We start from the raw sequence: 21,511 nt of genomic DNA, 5'->3' as shown, positions 1-21,511 counted from the left end.
TCCCATCGCGTGTCGTCTCTCAACCTGACCTTAACAACTGACCTCTGCAGGCCCGCCACTCATCCATACGCCAAAGTCAGCAAACGTTTGGACGCCTTTCAAGTGCCTGGTTGTCGTACTTAAGTGAAATTTAATGCTTAACAACACTTTAATTTTTGTGCCTGTGCAGTTACGATCCGGCCAACTTGCTGGATTTGGCGTTTGCATTGACTCCGCCAGTGAGTCCACGGGTACAACACGACAGACTCGGAGAGAGAGAGATGACCTTTAAGACCACCCAGCTCCGCGAAGCGATTTCCTTCGCTCTCGCAGTGGGTACCACCGCCCTGGTCGGCACGGGCATTGCGTCCGCGCAAGACACGGCCGGCAGCAAGGACGCCACCACGCTTGACCGCGTCGAAGTGACCGGTTCGCGCATCCGTCAGGTTGACGTCGAAACCGCCGCGCCGGTTCTTCAGATCACCCGCGCCGACATCGAGAAGCAAGGCTTCAAGTCGGTCGCCGACATCCTGCAGAACATCACCGCCGCTGGTTCGCCGGCGATCAGCCGCACCTCGCCGCTGTCCTCGGGCGAATCCGTCGGTGGTTACTACATCGATCTGCGCAACCTCGGCCCGAACCGCACCCTGGTGCTGGTCAACGGCAAGCGTCTGGGCGCGACCAACGACGGTCTGCAGGACGTTTCCTCGATTCCGTCGGGCATGGTCGAGCGCATCGAAGTCCTCAAGGACGGCGCGTCCACCATCTACGGTTCCGACGCCATCGCGGGCGTGATCAACATCATCACCCGCAAGAACTTCGAAGGCGCCGAAGCCAACGCTTACATCGGCCAGTGGGGCCAGGGCGACGGCACGCGTCAGAACTACGACTTCACCATCGGCTTCACCGGCGACCGCGGCTCGGTCACGATCGGCGCCGAATACGCGAAGGAAGATCCGGTTTGGGCCCGCGACCGCTGGTTCTCGCAGGCGCTGTTCCCGACCGGCGAAAAGAGCGAGCCGCGTGACTTCGGCTTCTCCGGCACCACCCAGTGGGGCGCGCTGCTGATTCCGACCGGCGCCACCCTGCCGAACGGCACCCCGCAGATGGGCGCTCCGCGCTTCCTCGCGCGCGAAACCCCGGGCCTGGACCCGCGCAACATCGCCAACTTCCGCGCCCGCAACGGCTCGGACGTGTCGTTGCCGTCCGAACAGTCGACCGTGTACAGCGGCATCGAGCGCAAGTCGCTGTTCGTCAACGCCGGCTACGACATCACCGACTGGCTGCGTTTCGACACCGACATCCAGTACAACGACCGCGACTCCTTCGCCCAGAACGCCGGTTATCCGTTCCAGTCCGCCGTCCTCTCGCCGGGCTTCAACACCCCGATGTCGGTCGACAGCTACTTCAACCCGGTCGGCAACCAGGCCGTCGCGAACGGCACCATGCCGGCCGGCCAGGCCCCGACCTTCGTGCACTTCGTGCGTCGTGGTTGGGAAGTGCCGCGCCAGGTCCGCAACAGCCTGACCACCTACCGCTTCACCGGTACGTTCAGCGGCTCGTTCGAACTGGGCGAAGGCAAGATCTGGGATTGGGACGCCGGTTATCTGTACAACGAGAACAAGGCGACCCAGATCAGCACGGGTAACCTCAACGTCGCCAACGTGCGTCGCGCGGTGGGTCCGTCGTTCCTCAATGCGCAGGGTCAGGTCCAGTGCGGCACGGCCGCCAACCCGATCGCCCTGGGCGTCGGCGGCGGTCAGTGCACCCCGTGGAACCCGCTGCTGCCGTTCGGCTATGCCGGCACCAACGGCCTGAACGACCCGAACGTGCAGAAGTACCTGTACCAGAACGGTCAGGCGCTCGGTAAGACCAAGACCACCGACTACTTCGTCAACTTCAGCGGCACCCTGGCGACCCTGCCGGCCGGTGACCTGAGCCTGGCGGTCGGTTACGAGCACCGCAAGGAACAGGGCAACTTCTCGCCCGACGCGATCTCGCAGACCGGCGGTTCGACCGATCTGGCCAGCGGCCCGACCGGCGGTTCGTACACCCTGGACGAGTTCTACGGCGAGTTGCAGATCCCGATCCTGGCCGATATGCCGGGCGCGAAGGAACTGACCGTCAACCTGGCGACCCGTTACTCCGACTACGACACCTTCGGCGACACGGTCAACAGCAAGTTCGGCGTGAAGTGGAAGCCGATCGACTCGTTGTTGGTCCGCGCGACCTACGCCGAGGGCTTCCGCGCCCCGACCATCGCCGACCTGTACGGCGGTCTGGGCCAGTCGTTCTCGTTCTACACCGACGCCTGCGACACCCTGTTCGGCGACGCCGCCGGCAATGCCCGCTGCTTGCAGAACGTGCCGGCCGGCTTCCGTCAGCTCGCCAACACCGCTTCGGGCCTGGCCCCGGGCCCGGGCACGCAGACCAACACGCCGTTCCTGTCGGGTTCGAACGACAAGCTGGTTCCGGAAACCTCGACCTCGAAGACCTTCGGCGTCGTGTGGAGCCCGGGCTTCGTCGAAAACCTGAACCTGTCGTTGGACTGGTGGTCGATCAAGATCGAAAACGCGATCACCGGCGACAGCCCGACCCGCGTGCTGGCCGACTGCTACACCCGCGGCATCGAGTCGCGCTGCAACACCGGACAGGATCCGGCCCGTTCGCGCTTCACGCGTGATCCGGTCACCGGCGCCATCACCAGCTTCATCTTCGCGCCGATCAACGTGGGCTACAACGAAGTCGAAGGTTTCGACTTTGACGTGAACTACCGTCTCGACACGCAGTGGGGCCGCTTCGGTTTCGCGTGGTTGAACAGCTACACCAGCAAGAACGAACTGCAGACCGACATCCTGGGCGAAGGCGCTCCGAGCCAGCAGAACGGCTTCGGTGGCTTCTTCCGCCTGCGCTCGAACCTCAACATGAGCTGGGACAAGGGTCCGTGGGGCTTCACCTGGGGTCTGCGTTACTACTCCGGCGTGAAGGAAGAGTGCTACTTCGACGACCGCTGCTCGCTGCCGGATTACATGGCGCCGGACACCAACGGTCAGGTTTCGCCGAAGAACGAAATCGGTTCGAACACCTTCCACGACATGCAGGTCCGCTTCAACGCGCCGTGGAACGCCACGATCGCGGTCGGCGCGAACAACGTGTTCGAGCACTACGCCGCTCCGCAGTACGACCAGCCGAACTCCGGCTACTCGTACTACGGCGGCTACGACATCGGCCGTTTCGTGTACTTCAAGTACCAGCAGCGCTTCTAAGCAACACTGCGGTATAGCTTCACCAGAACGGCCCCTTCGGGGGCCGTTTTTTTTGTGCCCAAAAATAACTTAAATACATTTAATAGCCACTAAAAATATATTTCCTACAAGCCTTATTTCCACGTCATTACATATAGAAAATGTATTTAGTACGTATTTAATACGATGTATACGCACATGGCGTTTTAACGACACTTTAATTATCGAAATGAGGTGACTAGTATCCGGGCCGCGGTTAGTCGGGACGAGGCGTTTTGATATGCGCTCTCCGGCCAACCTTGCATATCGAAATCCGCTTATCAGGCCCTTGAAGAGAGAGAGAGACCGAAATGATCCTGAAGACCAACCAGCTGCGAGACGCGATTACGTTCGCTCTTGCGGTGACTAGCACCGCTCTGGTCGGCACGGGCGCCGCGCTTGCCCAGGAAGCCGGCAGCAAGGAAGCCACCACGCTTGACCGCGTCGAAGTGACCGGTTCGCGTATCCGCCAGGTCGACGTCGAAACCGCCGCGCCGGTTCTTCAGATCAGCCGTGCCGAGATCGAGAAGCAGGGCTACAAGTCGGTCGCCGACATCCTGCAGAACATCACCGCCGCGGGCTCGCCGGCGATCAGCCGCACCTCGCCGCTGTCCTCGGGCGAATCCGTCGGCGGTTACTACATCGACCTGCGCAACCTCGGCGCCAATCGCACCCTGGTGCTGGTCAACGGCAAGCGCCTGGGCGCGACCAACGATGGTCTGCAGGACGTTTCCTCGATTCCGTCGGGCATGGTCGAACGCATCGAAGTCCTCAAGGACGGCGCGTCCACCATCTACGGTTCCGACGCCATCGCCGGCGTGATCAACATCATCACCCGCAAGAACTTCGAAGGCGCCGAAGCCAACGGCTACATCGGCCAGTGGGGCCAGGGCGACGGCACGCGTCAGAGCTACGACTTCACCATGGGCTTCACCGGCGACCGCGGCTCGGTCACCATCGGCGCCGAATACTCGAAGGAAGATCCGGTCTGGGCCCGCGACCGCTGGTTCTCGCAGGCGGGTGCTCCTACCGGTCCGAAAAGCGAGCCGCGCGATTTCGTATTCTCCGGCACCACCCAGTGGGGCGCGCTGCTGATTCCGACTGGCAGGACTTTGCGCAACGGCACGCCCGAATTGCCGACTTTGGCGAACCAGTTGTTCTTGAACCGCCAGGTTCCGGGACTCGACCCGCGCAATATCGCCAACTATCGCCTGCGTGACCCCAACCTCGATGTTTCGTTGCCGTCCGAACAGTCGACCGTGTACAGCGGCATCGAGCGCAAGTCGCTGTTCGTCAACGCCGGCTACGACATCACCGACTGGCTGCGTTTCGACACCGACATCCAGTACAACGACCGCGACTCCTTCGCCCAGAACGCCGGTTATCCGTTCCAGTCCGCCGTCCTCTCGCCGGGCTTCAACACCCCGATCTCGGTCGACAGCTACTACAACCCGGTCGGCAATCAGGCCGTCGCGAACGGCACCATGCCGTCCGGCCAGACCCCGACCTTCGTGCACTTCGTGCGTCGTGGCTGGGAAGTGCCGCGCCAGGTCCGCAACAGCCTAACCACCTACCGCTTCACCGGTACGTTCAGCGGCTCGTTCGAACTGGGCGAAGGCAAGATCTGGGATTGGGACGCCGGTTATCTGTACAACGAGAACCAGGCCGCCCAGATCAGCACCGGTAATCTCAACGTCGCCAATACGCGTCAGTCGGTCGGTCCGTCCTTCCTCAATGCACAGGGCCAGGTTCAGTGCGGCACGCAGGCCAATCCGATCGCTCTCGGCTCCGGCGGCGGTCAGTGCACCCCGTGGAACCCGCTGCTGCCGTTCGGCTATGCCGGCGCCAACGGCCTGAACGACCCGAACGTGCAGAAGTTCCTGTACCAGAACGGTCAGGCGCTCGGTAAGACCAAGACCACCGACTACTTCGTCAACTTCAGCGGCACCCTGGCGACCCTGCCGGCCGGTGACCTGAGCCTGGCGGTCGGTTACGAGCACCGCAAGGAACAGGGCAACTTCTCGCCCGATGCTCTGTCGCAGACCGGCGGTTCGACCGATCTGGCCAGCGGCCCGACCGGCGGCGCGTACAGCCTGGACGAGTTCTACGGCGAGTTGCAGATTCCGATCCTGGCCGACATGGCCGGCGCGAAGGAACTGACCGTCAACCTGGCGACCCGTTACTCCGACTACGACACCTTCGGCGACACGGTCAACAGCAAGTTCGGCGTGAAGTGGAAGCCGATCGAGTCGTTGCTGGTTCGCGCGACCTACGCGGACGGCTTCCGCGCCCCGACCATCGCCGATCTGTTCGGCGGTCTGAGCCAGTCCTTCGCGTTCTACACGGACCCCTGCGACACCTTGTTCGGCAACTCCGGCGGTTCCGCGGCCTGCGTCGGCAACGGCGATCCGCGTCTGCGGGTACCGCCGAACTTCCGTCAGCCGGCCAATACCGCCACTGGCCAGGCACCGCGTCCAAACACCCAGACAGGTACGCCGTTCCTGTCGGGCTCGAACGATCAGCTGGTTCCGGAAACCTCGACCTCGAAGACCTTCGGCGTCGTGTGGAGCCCGGGCTTCATCGAGAACCTGAACCTGTCGTTGGACTGGTGGAACATCAAGATCGAAAACGCGATCACCGCCGACAGCCCGAGCCAGGTGCTGGCCGACTGCTACACCCGCGGCATCACGTCCCGCTGCAACGTCGGACAGGATCCGTCGCGTTCGCGCTTCACCCGTGATCCGGTGACCGGCGGCGTCAACAGCTTCATCTTCGCGCCGATCAACGTGGGCTACAACGAAGTCGAAGGTTTCGACTTCGACGTGAACTACCGCCTCGACACGCAATGGGGCCGTTTCGGTCTGGCGTGGCTCAGCAGCTACACCGTCAAGAACGAACTGCAGACCGACGTGCTCGGTGAGGCCGTGCCGTCGCAGCAGAACGGTTTCGGCGGCTTCTTCCGCCTGCGCTCCAACCTCAACCTGAGCTGGGACAAGGGTCCGTGGGGCTTCACCTGGGGCATGCGCTACTACTCCGGCGTGAAGGAAAACTGCAGCTTCGATGATCGCTGCTCCTTGCCCGACTACACCGCTCCGGAGTTCAACGGTGCGAATACGCCGATGAACGAACTGGGTTCGAACACCTTCCACGACATGCAGGTCCGCTTCAACGCGCCGTGGAACGCCACCATCGCGGTCGGCGCGAACAACGTGTTCGAGCACTACGCGGCCCCGAACTACGACAACCCGAACTCGGGTTACGCGTACTACGGCGGCTACGACATCGGTCGCTTCATCTACTTCAAGTACCAGCAGCGCTTCTAAGCGACACCGCGGTATCGCGACACCCCACACGGCCCTTCGGGGCCGTGTTTTTTTATGGCGGACGGATGTAGTCGCAGATCTTCATGCGACGCTAATTAGTCCTTAACAACACTTTAATTAATCCCCCAAGCCGTCTACTATCGGCCGGGCTTTGCCAATTTAGGCCGTTGCTTATACGCCGTTTGGCAAGCCCCATTCGCTTGGCATTCCCGTTCGTTCAGGACACTTGGAGAGAGAGATGACCCTGAAGACCACCCAACTGCGCGACGCGATCGTATTCGCGTTGTGCGTCGGTGCGACCAGCTTGGCCGGCACCGGACTGGCCTCCGCCCAGGACGCTTCGGCTCCCGCCGCGGCTCCCGCTGAAGCCGACGCCACCACCCTGGATCGCATCCAGGTCACCGGCAGCCGCATTTCCATTCCGGGCCTGACCACCAACAGCCCGGTCATGACTGTCGATCGCGAAGAGATCGCGCGTAATCAGCCGGTCGCCGCGGAAGACTTCCTGAAAATCGTGCCGGGCGCGGTACCGTCGATCGGTCCGGGCACCAACAACGGCTCCAACGGTGGCGCCACTGTCAACCTGCGCGGCTTGGGCGACAACCGCACCGTCGTGCTGATGGACGGCCGCCGCGTGGTTCCGTTCAATCTGTTCGGCGTCGTCGACACCAACGTCATCCCGGTCGCGCTGATCGACAGCGTGGATCTGGTCACCGGCGGCGCGTCCGCGGTGTACGGCGCCGATGCGGTCGCCGGCGTGGTCAACTTCGTGCTCAAGCGCAACTTCGAAGGCATCGAAGTCAACTCGAGCTACGGCCAGTCGAGCAAGCAGGACGGCGACCGCCGCAACACCAGCGTCACCATGGGCATGAACCTGGACGACGGTCGCGGCAACTTCGTGATCAGCCTGGGCAAGACCGACAACGACCCGCTGCTGCAGGGCGCGCGCGGCTTCTCCGAATTCAATCTGGATTCCACCAACGGCGAACCCGGCGGTTCTGGCACCTCGATCCCGACCCGCGTCGGCGGCGGCCTGGGCCAGATCAATCCGGCCACCGGCCGGTTCGACGGCATCGTCACGCCGTTCAACTTCAACCCGTACAACTTCAATCAGACCGCTCTCGACCGCTGGCAGGCCACCGCGCTGGGTCGTTACGAGGTCAACGAGCACGCCGAGGCCTATACCCAGCTGCTCTATACCCGCTCCAACGTGTTCTCGCAGATCGCACCGGGCGGCCTGTTCGGCGGCCGTTTCGATCTCGGCATCGGCAACCCGCTGATCCCCGACGCGGCGCGTCAGCAGATCTGCGCGACCTTCGCCGTGGCCCCGGGTCAGTGCGTCGCCGGCAGCACCGCGACCGTCAATACCACGCTCAACCGCCGCACCACCGAGCTGGGCACCCGCTCCACCGACTTCCAGAACAAGGTCTTCCAGGCCACCCTCGGCGTGCGCGGCAACATCAACGACAATTGGCGCTACGACGCCTATTGGTCGCACGGTGAAGCCGATCAGCTGACCGTCTCGGCAGGCTTCCTGTCCAAGGCCCGCACTCAGCAGGCGCTGCTGTCCACCGACGGTATCAACTGCATCGATCCGCGCAACGGCTGCGTGCCGCTGAACCTGTGGGGCGTGGAAGGCACGATCAGCCCGAACTCGAAGAAGTTCCTGGAAGTGCTGACCTTCGCCACCCAGCGCGTGGAACAGGAAGTGTGGTCCGGCTCGGTCAACGGCGACCTCGGCGACGGCTTCAAGAGCCCATGGGCCGACTACCCGATCGGTCTGGCGTTCGGCCTGGAAGGACGCAAGGTGGACGCGCTCAACCGCGCCGACGCCGCCTCGCGCGACTCCGAGGAAGTGCAGGGCTCCGGCGGCGCCAACCCGGACGTCCAGGGCAGCTTCACCCTGCGCGAAGCTTATTTCGAAACCATCGTGCCGATCATCAGCGGCAAGAGCGGCGCGCACGCGCTGAACTTCGAAGCCGGCTACCGCCACAGCGAGTTCAAGTCGGGTCAGACCGACACCGACTACGGCAGCTACAAGTACGGCCTGGAATGGGCACCGATCGAAAGCCTGCGCTTCCGCGGTATGTTCCAGCGCGCGACCCGCGCCCCGAACGTCAACGAGCTGTTCCAGCCTATCGTCACCGGCCTGGACAACAGCGCGGTTGATCCCTGCCAAAAGTCCGAACTGGATAAGAACGGCGGTTCGACGGGCGCGGTGGCGGATCTGTGCGTCGCAACCGGCGTGCCGCGTGCAGTGATTGACAGTGCCAACGGCGTCGACGGCCCGAACTCCGGTCAGGCCAACGCCTTCGCCGGCGGCAACCCGATCCTCGGCCCGGAAAAAGCCGATACCCAGACCCTGGGCTTGGTGTGGCAGCCGCTGGAAGATCTGTCGATCACCCTGGACTACTGGAAGATCGACATCAAGGACGCGATCACCCGCCCGGTGCTGGGCGACGCGCTGTTCGGTTGCTATGACCGCCAGTACAACCCGACCCTGAGCATCAACAACCCGCTGTGCCAGTTGATGATCGGCGCGCGCGAAGCCGGCGACGGCTCGCTCAACGGCGAAGCGCGCGGTCCGTTCCTTGATCGCTCGAACCAGGGCCGCATCACCACCAGCGGCTGGGATCTGGGTGTGCGTTACGGCATCCCGCTGAGCAACGAGTGGGGCCGCCTCGACTTCGCCCTCGATCTGACCAAGACCGACAAGTACGACTACCAGGCCAATTCGCTGGTGCCCAAGCACGACTGCGTCGGCGTTTACGGCGTCTCGTGCAACGTCATTGCCGGCATCGTGTACGACTACAAGTCGAACTTCCGCGCGGTCTGGTCGATCAAGGACTTCGAGCTGGGCTTCAACTGGCGCCACCTGAGCGCGGTCGACGTCGAGCCTGGCCCGATCGAATGGTTCCCGGCTTACACGTCGATCGATGCGTACGATTACTTCGATCTGACCATGGCCTACGAACTGCCGTGGAACGCGCGGATCAACTTCACGGTGAATAACATCGCCGACAAGAAGCCGCCGGTCGTGGGCAGCAACATCGGCAGCACCAGCTTCAACAGCGGCAACACTTTCCCGCAGAACTACGACACCCTGGGGCGCTACTACACCATGGGCATCACCATGCGCTTCTGATAAGAAACACGATCCGAGTCGAATTCAAGGCGGGCTTCGGCCCGCCTTTTTTTCGTTCGGGATTCGGGATTCGGGATTCGGGATTCGGGATTAGGACTCGATGCGACACGTCCCACCACCGGTCCCGCGCGGCCTGCGCGGCAATGCGGACGGTCAGCGACCCGCCAGAAAATCCCGATGCGCGCCCATCATCGCGTTGACCATCTCGCGCTCGGCCAGCGACAGCAGCGGATTCCACACGTCGAAGATCAACACCACGCGCAGCTCGTCGCTGTCATTGTGGGCTTCGTGCTCGATCGAGTCGTCGAAGATCAGCACTTCGCCGACCTTCCATTCGCGCCGTTCGAACCCGACCCGATAGCGGCAGTTGTCCGGCACGATCAACGGCAGATGCACGACCAGGCGCGCGTTGGTTTCGCCGTGATGCGGCGGGATATGGGTATGCGGCGCCAATGCCGAGAACATCGCGTTCGGGCAGACATCGGCGATCGCCGCCATTTCCACCGCCTCCAGCGCGGCGCGGGTCTGCGGGCAACGCGCCAGATGCTCGTCGACCGGCTTGGAATAACTCCACAGCTTGTAGGTGCTCCAGCGCCGCGAATGATTGAGCTCGCGCCATTGGTTGACCGGGTCGCCGGGCTGGTACTCGATGTAAGGAGTGAACTCGGCCTGCTCTTCGCGCAGCACCACCCGCATTTCCTTGACGATGTCGTAGGTGCGGCTTTCCAGTTCCTCGACCCAGGAAAACTGCGAGCGATCGTGGAACGGGATCGCCGGCAAACGCGGCACGCACAATTGATTGCAGTCGGCGTGATACGGCTTGCTGCGGCCGACCATGATCGACGCCGCTTCATCCCAGCGGCCGAGCGTGCCGGCATCGAGCGCGGCGCGCGGCCCGCCGACGCGGTGGGCCAGGAACTCGGCGAACTCCTCGCGATATGCCTCGACTCGCTGGCTGGCGTGGAGCAACTGGTTCTTGAGCATCTCCGGCCAATGCGGCTGCGGCGGCGCGACGGTCAGCGCGTTGCGATACGCATCCGCCGCCGCGCGCGGCTTGCCTTGGCGTTCGAAGAACGAGGCCTTGGCCAGCAACCCGGCCAGGAAATACGGATCGGCCACCAGCGAGGCGCTGATCGCCTCCCACTCAGCGGCACCGTCGCCGCGTTCGCGCTGAACCACGCCGATCGACAGCAGGATCATCGGGTCGTTCGGCGCGGCGCGGTGCGCGGCATGCAGCAACTCGATCGCGCCCTGGGTGTCGCCCTGCTGAAAGGCATGGATGCCGAGGCTGTACAGCGCCTGCGGATGCTGCGGCGCGATCGCGCGCACCTGTTGCCAGAGCTTTTCCGCCTCTTGCCAACGGCCCGCGCGCGAAGCCAGGCCGGCGGCCTGGACCAGTTGATTGACCTGCTCGTTCAAGACCGCGTCCTCGCCGGGCTGGATGTCGCGGCCGCGCCCCTGCCGGCCGTCGCTGCGGTGCGTGCGCAGCGGACGCGGCATGCGCGTCCTGGCGAAGAAAATACACTGCCGGCGCGGCGGCGCACAGGCCGCGCGGCGACGGCGCGCATGCGGTTCGCGATCGCCGCGGCTGGCGCGACCAGCGTTGCGCCGGCCGCGCGATCGATCAGTTCAGTTCCAGCGTCGCGTCGCCCGAGAAGGTCTCGAGCTTGATCTTGCCGCTGCCGTTGCCGTAGCGGTGTTCGAAGCTCGAACCCGGGCCGTGCTTGGGCCGCTGGATCTGCACATCCGGCGCGCGCAGGTCGCCGCTGAAGCTCTGCCCGCGCACGTTCGCCGACAGGCTGCGCGGCAAGGTCAGGCGGATGTCGCCGCTGACGGTTTCCAGCGACACCTCGCCGCCGTCGACGAGCGCCGCGGCCACGCGCAGATCGCCGGACACCGAGTTGCCGGACAGCTTGTTCAAGCTCGATTCGCGCGTGGCCAGGTCGACCTTGCCCGACACGGTCTCGACCGAGACCTCGCCGTTGAGCCGTCCGCGCAATTCCAGATCGCCGCTGACGGTCTGGGCCGAGACCTTGCCGCTGTTGAGGGTGAGGCGCAGGTCGCCGCTGACGCTGTCGATCTCGGCCTCGCGCGGCGCGCCGGCGACGACGACATCGCCGCTGACGCTGTCGATGCTGAGTTCGCGCGAGGCCACGCCGCTGACGTCGACGTCGGCCGAGACCGCATCGATCTCCAGCTTCACCCGCAGCGGCACGGTCACGCGCAGTTCGGTCGGTTCGCCCTTGTCGCCGCCGGCGAGCAAGCCCATGCCGCTGCCGCGATTGGGATAGCGCACCTTGATCGACAGATTCTCGCGATCGCCTTCGATCTCGAGCTTTTCCACGCCTTCGCCGAGCGAGCCTTCGATCTTGACCTCGGGCCGGTCCCAGGCGCGGACCTGGATCAGGCCCTTGACGTTGTCGATCTCGACGCTGCCGAGCGGATCGATCGGGCGGCTTTGATTGATCGGCGTCGCGGCGAACACCGGCAGCGCGGCGGCCAGGCCGAGCGCGAGCAGGCCGAGCTTGCACAGGCCGACAGCGGGCAGACGCTGGAGGACGCGAGAGGTGGTGCGGGAGCGTGTGTAGGTCATCGTGGCGTCCTCCTGGATCAGGTGTAGGCGACGCGCTGAGCCAGCGCGAGGCGACGTGCATAGGTGCGGCGCAGCTGTTCGAGTAGCAGGCGCGAATCGGGGTCGTGGGCCATCGCGTCGAGGATCAGCGCGGTGTTGCGGTCGAGTTCGTCGAACGCCGGCTTCAGCGCGATCGCCTGCTGGCTCACCGGTTCGATCTCGCGCATCGCGGCTTGATACTGGCGGGTCATGCCGTCGGCTTCACGTTGGACCAAGCTAGCCGGCGTCGTCGCAGCTTGAGCGATGCCGGTGTCCGTTGAGGCAGAGGAACTCCGAGTACCGGCGCGACTGTCAGCCGGCGTCGTCGCGGCTTGAGCGATGCCGGTGTCCGTTGAGGCAGAGGAACTCCGAGTACCGGCGCGACTATCGGCTGGCGTCGTCCCGACCTCAGCGACACCCGTAGCAGCCGATGCAGAAGGATCTTGACGACCGGCGTCACTCACAGCGGCCACATCGCCCGCCGCCGTGCCATCCACCGCCGCCCCGCCCTTCCACATCACACCCAAGGCCATCGCCAGCACCGCGACGCTCGCCGCCAACGCCATCGGCGCCAGCCAGCGCGGGCGCGCGGATTCGCGCGAACGCAGCACGATGACCTGCGGTGCCGGCGCCGCTTCGATCGGTGCCGCTTCGCCCGGCGATGCTTCGCCGGGCGCCGCCACGATCGGTGCGAGATGGCCGACCGGCGCAGGCTCGTCCAGCGGCGGTTCCTGTTCGCCCAGACGCGCGGCGATACCGGACCACAGATCGCGCGTCGGCGGCGTGTCGCGGCGCAGCGCGCGCAACTGCCAGCGCAGCGCGTCGGGCAACTCGCCGTCGGGCGTGCGCAGGGGATCGAGGGGTTTGTCGCTCATGCCTGTTCTCCGAGCCGGGTGCGCAGCAGGCTGCGCGCGCGGTGCAACTGTGCCTTGGAACTGCCGACCGCCATGCCGAGTTCGACCGCGATCTCCTCGTGTTTCCAGCCTTCCACGTCGTACAGCACCAGCACGGCGCGCGCGCGCGGCGGCAGGCTGGCGACGGCGCGCTCCAGGTCCATCGACAGCGCGGTGACGTGGCCGGCGGAATCGGCGCTGCCGATGCCGTCGAACGCATCCTCGTCGCTGTCCTCCAGCGGCCGGCTGCGGCGCCCGCGCAGTTCCATCAACGCGGTGTTGACCGCCAGGCGGTGCAGCCAGGTGCCGAACGCCGATTCGAAGCGGAAATTCGGCAGCGCCTGCCAGGCCCGGACGAAGGCTTCCTGGGTCAGATCCTCGGCGCGGGCGCCGTGATAACCGACCAGGCGTGCGATCACGCCGTGGACCCGGCTGGCATGGCGGCGGTACAGGGCCTCGAATGCGGCGACCCCGCCCGCAGCCGCCGCGGCGACCAGCGCGCGATCGTCCTCGGCTTCGGGCGAGACGGTGGCGTCGGCTAGGGATTCGTTCACGGCGGTCAGCATACTGAGTCCGATGCGGGGTCGGGGCTCAGGGTTTAAGGGCTAGGAGTGAGTTGAGAGGAGTGAGGAACGAGTACCGCGGCCTCGGCTGGGAGGCTCGCGGTTCACGTAGGGGGATCTGGGGTCGGCCCGAAACAGAAGAGAGGAACGAGACCCGAGTGGGGGCCCAGTCTGGCGCCACTCGTTCCTCGCTCCTCTCCACTCGTTCCTTGGAACCAGATCAACCCTTCAACGCAGCCGCGATCCGCCGCTGCTCATCGTGCAGCGCCTGCGGCATGCGCGGACCGTACTCGCCGAGGTACTCGCCGATGCTGTCGAACTCCGCGCTCCAGCCGGCATGGTCGAAACCGAACAGCTTGGCGTGGGCTTCCTCGTTCAGCGCGACGCCGTCGAGATTCAGATCGCCGGCCTTCGGCAGATAGCCGATCGGCGTTTGCGTCGCGCCCGCCTCGCCCTTGACCCGGCCGATCATCCACTCGATCACCCGCAGGTTGTCGCCGAAGCCCGGCCACAGGAACTTGCCGTCGTCGCCCTTGCGGAACCAGTTGACGTGGAAGATTTTCGGCAACTTCGCGCCGGCATCGTCGAACGACAGCCAATGGGCGAAATAATCGGCGAAGTTGTAGCCGCAGAACGGCTTCATCGCCATTGGGTCGCGGCGCATCACGCCCACCGCGCCGGTCGCGGCGGCGGTGGTTTCCGAACCCATCGCCGCGCCGATCAGCACGCCGTGGGTCCAGTCGCGCGCTTCGAACACCAGCGGCACCAGCGAGGCGCGACGGCCGCCGAACACGATCGCCGAGATCGGCACGCCGGCCGGGTTTTCGGCTTCCGGCGAATAGCTCGGGCACTGCTTCGCCGACACGGTGAAACGCGAATTCGGATGCGCGGCCGGGCCCTTGCTGGCGTCATAAGCGTTGCCGCGCCAGTCGGTGACCGGGGTCTGGCCGTTGTCGAGCCCTTCCCACCACGGCTGGTTGTCGGCGGTGACGCCGACATTGGTGAAGATGGTGTTGGTCTGGATGGATGCGAGCGCGTTCGGATTCGACTTGGTCGAGGTACCCGGCGCGACGCCGAAATAACCGGCTTCGGGATTGATCGCGTACAAACGGCCATCGGCGCCCGGACGCATCCAGCAGATGTCGTCGCCGACCGTCCACACCTTCCAACCGGCCTGGCGATAGCCTTCCGGCGGAATCAGCATGGCCAGGTTGGTCTTGCCGCAGGCCGACGGGAATGCGGCGGCGACGTAATGGGTTTCGCCCTGCGGGTTCTCGATGCCGACGATCAGCATGTGCTCGGCCAGCCAGCCCTCGTTACGGGCCTGGTGCGAAGCGATGCGCAGCGCATGGCACTTCTTGCCCAGCAGCGCATTGCCGCCGTAGCCCGAACCGAACGACTTGATCGCCAATTCGTCGGGGAAATGCATGATGAAACGGCGCTCGGGATCGAGTTCGCCGATCGAATGCAGGCCGCGCACGAACGTGCTGTCCCGCTCGCCAAGTGCTCGCTCCGTGCCCTCGCGCTCGATCCGCGCCAGCGCCGGCGCGCCCATGCGGGTCATCACCCGCATGTTGGCGACCACGTACGGCGAATCGGTGATCTCCACGCCGCAACGCGCCAGCGGCGAATCGATCGGGCCCATGCAATACGGAATCACGTACATGGTGCGACCGCGCATGCAGCCTTCGAACAGCGCATCCATCTTGGCGTGCGCTTCGTGCGGCGCCATCCAATGGTTGTTCGGACCGGCGTCTTCGCGTTCGTTGGTGCACACGAAGGTGAGGTGTTCGACGCGGGCCACGTCATCGGGATGCGAGCGGTGCAGATAGCTGCCCGGATGGGTGGCTTCGTTCAAGGTTTCCAGGGTGCCGTCGGCCAGCATCTGCGCGACCAGCGCCTGATGCTCGGCATCGCTGCCGTCGCACCATTGAATCTTGTCGGGACGGGTCAGCGTGGCGACCTGCGCGACCCATTCGTTGAGGGCGACCAACGCACTGCCCGCGCTCCCCGGCACGGCAGTGGCGGGGGCGGCGTCTTTCGATAGTGCATTCACGGCATTGCTCTCCAGCCGGGGAAACGATAGTAAAAACGGTTCAAGACGAGGGGATCAGCGTCGCCATCATGTGTTCGACATAGGCTTCGAACTCGTCGTGTTGCATGCGGGTCTGGTGCAGTTGCAGATTCAACTGCAGGAAGCCGACATAGGCGGCGTAGAGCAGGCGCGCGCGATGCTGGGCATCGGTGCGGCTCAGGCCGGCCTGGCGGAACGAGGCGGTCAGATAATCCAGGCGACGTTCGGATACGCGCCCGATCACCGGCTGCACGGCCGGATGGTCCAGCGCCTTGAGCAGTTCGGAATAGATGACGTGCGACTTGACCTCGTGGGCGACGAGGTGGAACAGCGAGCGCAGGCGCTGGCGCGGATCGGGAATCGGTTCGAGCTGGCCGAACACGGTTTCCTGCTCGACCTTTTCCCAACGCTCCAGCGCGGCCACCAGCAAGGCGTCGCGCGAGGGGAAATGCCAGTAGAAGCTGCCCTTGGTCACGCCGAGCCTGCGCGCGAGCGGTTCGACCGCGACCGCGGCCACGCCCTGCTCGGCGATCAGGTCGAGCGCGGCCTGGGCCCAGTCGTCGGCGCTCAACCGGCCGCTGCGTTCGGGCTTGGCCGGCTCGCTGGCTTTGTCAGTGGGCTTGCCGTCGGGCCGAAGATCGGCGGACGGGGTGTCGAGCTTCGGCTCGGGCTTGTTCGAGGCGGGCTGGTTCATGGATGACAAGTTTAACCATACGCCAGGGTCGGGGACAGTACGCGGCGAAGAAGAGACCGGATTCGGGATTGGGGAATCGGGATTAGTGGGAACCGTGGCGGAAAACGCTGCCAATATGCTGCGATGCAACACAACTGACGGCGAAACGTCCGCCAACGTCCTGGTCAGGCCCGCTCCGGCGCGGCGGGCGAAAACAAGCGGTCCACCATGGTTGACTTCACTAAACCGCAATTCCATACTCGTCCGTATGTTAAGCGTTTGATGCCAGCGTTTGAATGCCGGCCGGCCGATCCACCCACGCGCGTTTCGCGCAAACACGCCGCCCCGGTTTTCCGCACTGGCATCACGCGCGCCCCACTAGCCTGAGTGCAGCCGCATCCTTCGGAGCGCCGTCATGAGTATCGCGATCCCCTTCCTTGCCTTTCTGTTCATCGGCGCGATCGCCGCGTACCACCGCCTGCGATTGCCGGTCTGGGCCGCGCTGACCGCGACCGCGCTGGTCGCCTGCTGGCTGCTCGGCGCCAACCCGACCGCGGTCATCGTCGCCGCGGTCATCGTCGCGCTGATCGCGGTGCCGCTGATGATCCCGGCGATCCGCCTGCCGTTCATCACCAAGCCGCTGCTGGGCTTCTACACCAAGATCCTGCCGCCGCTGTCGGAAACCGAACGCACCGCGCTGGAAGCCGGCACGGTCGGTTTCGAAGGCCAGCTGTTCTCCGGCAAGCCGGACTGGGACCAGTTGCTGTCGCAGCCCAAGCCCGAGTTGAGCGCCGAGGAACAAGCCTTCCTCGACGGCCCGACCGAAGAGCTGTGCAAGATGACCAACGACTGGCAGATCACCCATGTCGATGCCGATCTGTCGCCGGACCTGTGGGCCTACATCAAGAAGAACAAGTTCTTCGGCCTCAACATTCCGAAGGAATACGGCGGCCTGGGTTTCTCCGCGCTGGCCAACCACAAGGTGATCCAGAAGCTGGCGACCGTGTCGAGCGTAGTCAGCTCCACCGTCGGCGTTCCCAACTCGCTCGGCCCGGCCGAGCTGCTGATGCACTACGGCACCCAGGAACAGAAGGATCACTACCTGCCGCGTCTGGCCGACGGCCGTGAAGTGCCGTGCTTCGGTCTGACCGGCCCGTGGGCGGGTTCGGACGCGACCTCGATCCCCGACTTCGGCATCGTCACCATGGGCGAGTGGAACGGCGCGCGCGTGGTCGGCGTCAAGCTCACCTTCGACAAGCGCTACATCACCCTGGCGCCGGTCGCCACGCTGATCGGCCTGGCGTTCCGCATGTACGACCCCGAAGGCCTGATCGGCGACAAGCGCGACATCGGCATCACCATCGCGCTGCTGCCGCGCGACACCGCCGGCGTGGAAGTCGGCCGTCGTCACTTCCCGCTCAACTGCACCTTCCAGAACGGCCCGATCCACGGCCGCGAAGTGTTCATCCCGCTGAGCCAGTTGATCGGCGGCGAAGCTTACGCCGGCAAGGGCTGGCAGATGCTGGTCGAATGCCTGTCGATCGGCCGCTCGATCACGTTGCCCTCGTCGGGCAGCGGCGGCGCCAAGATGGGCGCGATCGTCACCGGCGCGTATGCGCGCATCCGCAAGCAGTTCGGCCTGTCGGTCGGCCGCTTCGAAGGCGTCGAGGAAGCGCTCGCCCGCATCGCCGGCAACGCGTTCGCGATCAGCGCGTTGTCGCAGGCCACCGCCGCGGCCGTGGCGCGCGGCGAAAACCCGGCCGTGCCCTCGACCATCGCCAAGTACCACTGCACCGAGATGGCCCGCGAAGTCGCCAAGGACGTCATGGACATCCACGGCGGCAAAGGCATCATCCTCGGGCCGAAGAACTACGCCGGCCGCAACTGGCAGGCGCTGCCGATCATGATCACGGTGGAAGGCGCGAACATCATGACGCGCTCGCTGATGATCTTCGGCCAGGGCGCGATCCTGTGCCACCCGTGGGTGCTCAAGGAAATGAAAGCGGCGATGCTGCCCGACAAGGCCGAAGCGCTGCGCGAATTCGACAAGAATTTGTTCGGCCACATCGGCTTTGCGATTTCCAACGCCGTGCGCAGTTGGTGGTTCGGCCTGACCGCCGCGCGCATCGGTGCCGCGCCGGGCGATACCTACACCCGTCGCTATTACCGCAAGCTCAACCGCTATTCGGCGACGCTGGCGCTGATGGCCGACACCTCGATGCTGCTGCTCGGCGGCAAGCTGAAGTTCAAGGAATCGCTGTCGGGCCGCCTCGGCGACGTGCTGAGCCAGTTGTACATCGCCAGCGCCATGCTCAAGCGTTACGAAGACCAGGGCCGTCCGGTCGGCGACCAGCCGCTGCTGGCGTGGGCCTTCCACGACGCCGTGCACAAGATCGAACTGGCCTTGTCGGGCGCGCTGCGTAACTTCCCGATCCGTCCGGTCGGTTACCTGCTGTGGATGCTGATCTTCCCGTGGGGCCGCCGCGCGCAGGCGCCGAGCGATCGTCTGGGCCATCGCGCCGCGTCCTTGCTGATGTCGCCGAACGACGCCCGCGACCGTCTGGCCGAAGGCGTGTTCCTGACCCCGTGCGAGAACAACCCGGCCGGTCGCATCAACAGCTACCTGCAGAAAGTGATCCTGGCCGAGCCGGTCGAGCGCAAGTTCCTCAAGGCCTTGAAGAACAGCGACATCGAAGCGCTGGACTTCCCCGGCCAGCTCGACGAAGGCGTGCGCGAAGGCTGGATCACCGCCGAGGAGCGCAAGCAACTGGAAGAGCTGCGCGAGATGACCATCGATGCGATCAGCGTCGACGATTTCGATGCCGCGGAATTGCGCTCGGCCGGGTACAAGCCTTACGCGCAGGAAGTGAACCACGGCGATAGCGACACGCGCGCTGCGGCGTAACGGCGCGCAGAACGCACGCGGATCGCAGGATCATGGATCGCGTCGAGGTTTGAACCAAACGGCGGGCCTTCGGGTTCGCCGTTTTGGTTTGGGTGGGAATCGGGAATCGGGAATCGGGAATCGGGAATCGGGAATCGAATCAGTATTCGCCGCCGCTCGAAGATACGAAACGGATACAACCATTCGCATCCTCCCTACCGTCATTCCCGCGAACGCGGGAATCCAGCGACTTTCGTGCAGTTGCGACAAAGGCACTGGATTCCCGCGTTCGCGGGAATGACGGTAGGAAAGTACGCACAGACCGACGCAAGCGAGGCATCTGTCCACCAGCACACAGGCAGATCGAGACATCACCGTCGTCGCGAACAACCGCAAATCGACGGCTACCACCACCCATCAAATCAAGAATGGCCCGCCCATGTCCGCCAACGTCCTGACCCTCTACAAAAAACTCACCCGCTACCCCGCCGGCCACTGGCTGTTCACCCGCGCCGTCTGCTTCAAGGCGCCCTACTTCGCCAGCATCCGCCCGCGCTTCGAATCCCTCGAACCCGGCCGTTGCAGCGCGACCATGCCGCACCGCCGCGCGATCACCAACCACCTCGGCACCGTGCACGCCATCGCCATGTGCAACCTCGCCGAACTCACCGGCGGCGTGATGACCGACGTCAGCATCCCCAACTCGATGCGCTGGATCCCGGTCGGCATGAGCGTCGAATACCTCAAGAAAGCCGTAGGCACCATGCGCGCCGTGGCGACCCCGGGCGCCCCGATCGTCGAATCCGACAGCGGCTACGACCTGCCGGTAAACGTCGAAGTCGCCAACCCCGCCGGCGAACCCGTCTTCCGCGCGACCATCGCCATGCGCGTCTCGCCGAAACCCAAGCGCGACTGACCAGCACCCAACGCCGTCACGATTCAAACTGTAGGAGCGGCGCGAGCCGCGACCGCGCCACGTCAACAACGACGCAGACATGTCCCCCGCGCTTCCTCCACTGACGCGCGCCACGTACTGTCTACGCCAACGAGCATCGCACTGCATCGCTGCTCACGCCGACGGCCCTAGCCCATGACCGCAACCACATGGATCCACCTCGGCGGCCTGCACAGCCTGGCCTTCGCCGCGTTCCACATCGCCTTCTGGAAACTGTTCCGCTGGCGCGACACCCTGCGCAGCGCGACCGTCGCCGACCGCGCCATCGTGCAGATCCTCAACCTGCGCCTGATCTACGTCTTCCTCGGCATCGCCGTGCCGTGCTTCGTCTACACCGACGAACTGCACACCACCGCCCTGGGCCGCGCGTTGCTGCTGGGCATGTCGTTGTTTTGGGCAAGCCGCACGATCGAGCAATTCGTGTTCCTGCGGATCAACCGGCCGATGGTGCATGCGCTGACCGCGTTGTTCGTGCTGGGCGCTGCGATATTCGCGATGCCTTTGATGCCGGCGATGTGATTACACACTGAGTGTGAGTGACGATTCCGTAGTTTCAACACGCTTACTATCGTCGCGCATCCGGCAGTTGACACTGTGATTTGGCGGTAGCAATCTTCGCCACGGAGCGTAAAAATTCCTCAAACAATGGTTCCCACTTCCGAGATACCGGTATTTTTTTCGACCATTATTTTGGCGCATCCTGCGCATGTGCTTTGCGTCGGGAGGGCGGCTAATACAACACCCGACCGCGGAATACGCCCGCCGTCTGCTTGCGATTTCTAACCTCGCGAGATCCCGCCTGCGACTTAGCGCAGCGCGGGCCACCGATCCATGGAGGAATACCGCATATGCCCCGAACATCCCCACTCACATCACAAGCCGACAACGTCGGGCTGCCCGTCGATGCCTACCTGGAACTGCAAGCCTTCCACGCCGAATTGATCGGCATTGCCCACACGATCGACCCCGCCGACGCACCGCCGGCCACCATCCGCAAACACGAACAATCGCGACGCCGCGCCCTGGCCAAAGTCTTCCGCCTGTGGGCCGATCAAATAGACCGAAGCCTCAGCGCAATGCGCCCGGCGTAACCGTCGTTCGACCTTGGCCGCCGTCCGGCCGGCGGC

The 21,511-nt window shown here is 64.7% G+C and carries 13 protein-coding genes; 7 read left to right on the top strand and 6 right to left on the bottom strand.

Annotation, left to right across the window (positions count from 1 at the left end; all coding sequences use genetic code 11):
* The first annotated feature begins 260 nt into the window (after window positions 1–260).
* The 3 genes from AC3A4T_RS13020 (at window position 261) to AC3A4T_RS13010 (ending at window position 9,731) form a co-directional block, all read left to right on the top strand.
* Window positions 261–3,245, top strand: coding sequence for a TonB-dependent receptor plug domain-containing protein (locus AC3A4T_RS13020; protein WP_487675774.1), 2,985 nt, complete (start codon window positions 261–263; stop codon window positions 3,243–3,245).
* Window positions 3,246–3,574: 329 nt separating this feature from the next.
* Entirely contained in the window at window positions 3,575–6,586 is a 3,012-nt protein-coding gene (locus tag AC3A4T_RS13015; RefSeq protein WP_487675773.1) for a TonB-dependent receptor plug domain-containing protein, read from the top strand.
* Window positions 6,587–6,824: 238 nt separating this feature from the next.
* Window positions 6,825–9,731, top strand: coding sequence for a TonB-dependent receptor plug domain-containing protein (locus tag AC3A4T_RS13010; protein WP_487675772.1), 2,907 nt, complete (start codon window positions 6,825–6,827; stop codon window positions 9,729–9,731).
* A gap of 153 nt (window positions 9,732–9,884) precedes the next feature.
* Here the strand turns inward: AC3A4T_RS13010 and AC3A4T_RS13005 are convergent, their stop codons facing one another.
* From AC3A4T_RS13005 to AC3A4T_RS12980, 6 genes are all read right to left on the bottom strand, one after another.
* A complete protein-coding gene (locus AC3A4T_RS13005) occupies window positions 9,885–11,231 on the bottom strand; it encodes an aspartyl/asparaginyl beta-hydroxylase domain-containing protein (RefSeq protein WP_487675771.1) in 1,347 nt (448 codons plus the stop codon).
* A 124-nt stretch (window positions 11,232–11,355) separates the two neighbouring features.
* Entirely contained in the window at window positions 11,356–12,324 is a 969-nt protein-coding gene (locus AC3A4T_RS13000; RefSeq protein ID WP_487675770.1) for a DUF4097 family beta strand repeat-containing protein, read from the bottom strand.
* 17 nt (window positions 12,325–12,341) lie between these two features.
* Window positions 12,342–13,172: a hypothetical protein gene (locus AC3A4T_RS12995; RefSeq protein ID WP_487675769.1), complete on the bottom strand. Its 831-nt coding sequence runs from the start codon at window positions 13,170–13,172 to the stop codon at window positions 12,342–12,344.
* Between the two features lie 41 nt (window positions 13,173–13,213).
* Window positions 13,214–13,789 carry an RNA polymerase sigma factor gene (locus AC3A4T_RS12990; protein WP_235567901.1) on the bottom strand — a complete coding sequence of 192 codons (576 nt, stop codon included), beginning with the start codon at window positions 13,787–13,789 and terminating at the stop codon, window positions 13,214–13,216.
* 229 nt (window positions 13,790–14,018) lie between these two features.
* On the bottom strand, window positions 14,019–15,854 hold the full coding sequence (locus tag AC3A4T_RS12985) for a phosphoenolpyruvate carboxykinase (GTP) (protein WP_487675768.1): 1,836 nt from the start codon (window positions 15,852–15,854) through the stop codon (window positions 14,019–14,021).
* A 40-nt stretch (window positions 15,855–15,894) separates the two neighbouring features.
* The gene (locus AC3A4T_RS12980) at window positions 15,895–16,566 is read right to left on the bottom strand and encodes a TetR/AcrR family transcriptional regulator (protein ID WP_487675767.1); all 672 of its coding nucleotides are present in this window, start codon (window positions 16,564–16,566) and stop codon (window positions 15,895–15,897) included.
* 394 nt (window positions 16,567–16,960) lie between these two features.
* Here AC3A4T_RS12980 and AC3A4T_RS12975 point away from each other — a divergent pair, with 394 nt between their 5' ends.
* From AC3A4T_RS12975 to AC3A4T_RS12960, 4 genes are all read left to right on the top strand, one after another.
* Window positions 16,961–19,450: an acyl-CoA dehydrogenase gene (locus AC3A4T_RS12975; protein WP_487675766.1), complete on the top strand. Its 2,490-nt coding sequence runs from the start codon at window positions 16,961–16,963 to the stop codon at window positions 19,448–19,450.
* Window positions 19,451–19,868: 418 nt separating this feature from the next.
* Window positions 19,869–20,345, top strand: a complete 477-nt coding sequence (locus AC3A4T_RS12970; protein WP_487675765.1) for a hotdog fold domain-containing protein — start codon at window positions 19,869–19,871, stop codon at window positions 20,343–20,345.
* Between the two features lie 174 nt (window positions 20,346–20,519).
* Entirely contained in the window at window positions 20,520–20,903 is a 384-nt protein-coding gene (locus AC3A4T_RS12965; protein ID WP_487675764.1) for a hypothetical protein, read from the top strand.
* Window positions 20,904–21,232: 329 nt separating this feature from the next.
* Window positions 21,233–21,475, top strand: a complete 243-nt coding sequence (locus AC3A4T_RS12960) for an XAC0095 family protein (RefSeq protein WP_487675763.1) — start codon at window positions 21,233–21,235, stop codon at window positions 21,473–21,475.
* Window positions 21,476–21,511 lie beyond the last annotated feature (36 nt).

The sequence above is a fragment of the Lysobacter sp. Soil_N_51 genome (genome assembly GCF_057655755.1).
This window is presented reverse-complemented; position numbering and strand designations above follow the sequence as displayed.

Coding starts and splice junctions, on each gene's coding strand:
- AC3A4T_RS12970 (WP_487675765.1), top strand. CDS start 19,869: ATGTCCGCCAACGTCCTGACCCTCTACAAAAAACTCACCCGCTACCCC.
- AC3A4T_RS13005 (WP_487675771.1), bottom strand. CDS start 11,231: ATGCCGCGTCCGCTGCGCACGCACCGCAGCGACGGCCGGCAGGGGCGC.
- AC3A4T_RS12980 (WP_487675767.1), bottom strand. CDS start 16,566: ATGAACCAGCCCGCCTCGAACAAGCCCGAGCCGAAGCTCGACACCCCG.
- AC3A4T_RS12975 (WP_487675766.1), top strand. CDS start 16,961: ATGAGTATCGCGATCCCCTTCCTTGCCTTTCTGTTCATCGGCGCGATC.
- AC3A4T_RS13015 (WP_487675773.1), top strand. CDS start 3,575: ATGATCCTGAAGACCAACCAGCTGCGAGACGCGATTACGTTCGCTCTT.
- AC3A4T_RS13010 (WP_487675772.1), top strand. CDS start 6,825: ATGACCCTGAAGACCACCCAACTGCGCGACGCGATCGTATTCGCGTTG.
- AC3A4T_RS13020 (WP_487675774.1), top strand. CDS start 261: ATGACCTTTAAGACCACCCAGCTCCGCGAAGCGATTTCCTTCGCTCTC.
- AC3A4T_RS13000 (WP_487675770.1), bottom strand. CDS start 12,324: ATGACCTACACACGCTCCCGCACCACCTCTCGCGTCCTCCAGCGTCTG.
- AC3A4T_RS12960 (WP_487675763.1), top strand. CDS start 21,233: ATGCCCCGAACATCCCCACTCACATCACAAGCCGACAACGTCGGGCTG.
- AC3A4T_RS12965 (WP_487675764.1), top strand. CDS start 20,520: ATGACCGCAACCACATGGATCCACCTCGGCGGCCTGCACAGCCTGGCC.